A 327-nucleotide genomic window follows, 5' to 3' on the forward strand; every position below is an offset into this window, starting at 1 on the left:
CGGTTTCAAAGTGATGATGATTTTGGAAAGACGCTCTACTAGCGTGATAACAGCACTCTTGTGGTGAACACCCACAATGGTATCTCCTTCGAGATGACCGAATTCTTCGGTGAACGCTGGATAGTCTACCTCTCTTTCCACGATATTTCGCTTGAAGGCTTGTTTTCCGCGACGTTCTTGATGCCCATTTGGCTTACGTTTTCCTTTCATGGGTAAGGTTTTTTCATCGAACACCTTTTCCTTGAAACGCCGATAAAGCGTCCGCATGGAACAGTCAATGGGTTTTTCTTTACGCCCGATAATGACATCGGGTGTCCAGCCCTGTGA

General features: G+C 46.2%; 1 protein-coding gene. It reads right to left on the reverse strand.

Annotated features, from left to right (window positions below; genetic code table 11):
- The coding region (locus ACEN3Z_RS11945) for an IS30 family transposase (RefSeq protein WP_407090994.1) at positions 1-327 on the reverse strand (327 nt) is incomplete at both ends.

The sequence above is a fragment of the Ruoffia sp. FAM 26254 genome, from assembly GCF_045528545.1.
Lineage (GTDB): Bacteria > Bacillota > Bacilli > Lactobacillales > Aerococcaceae > Ruoffia > Ruoffia halotolerans.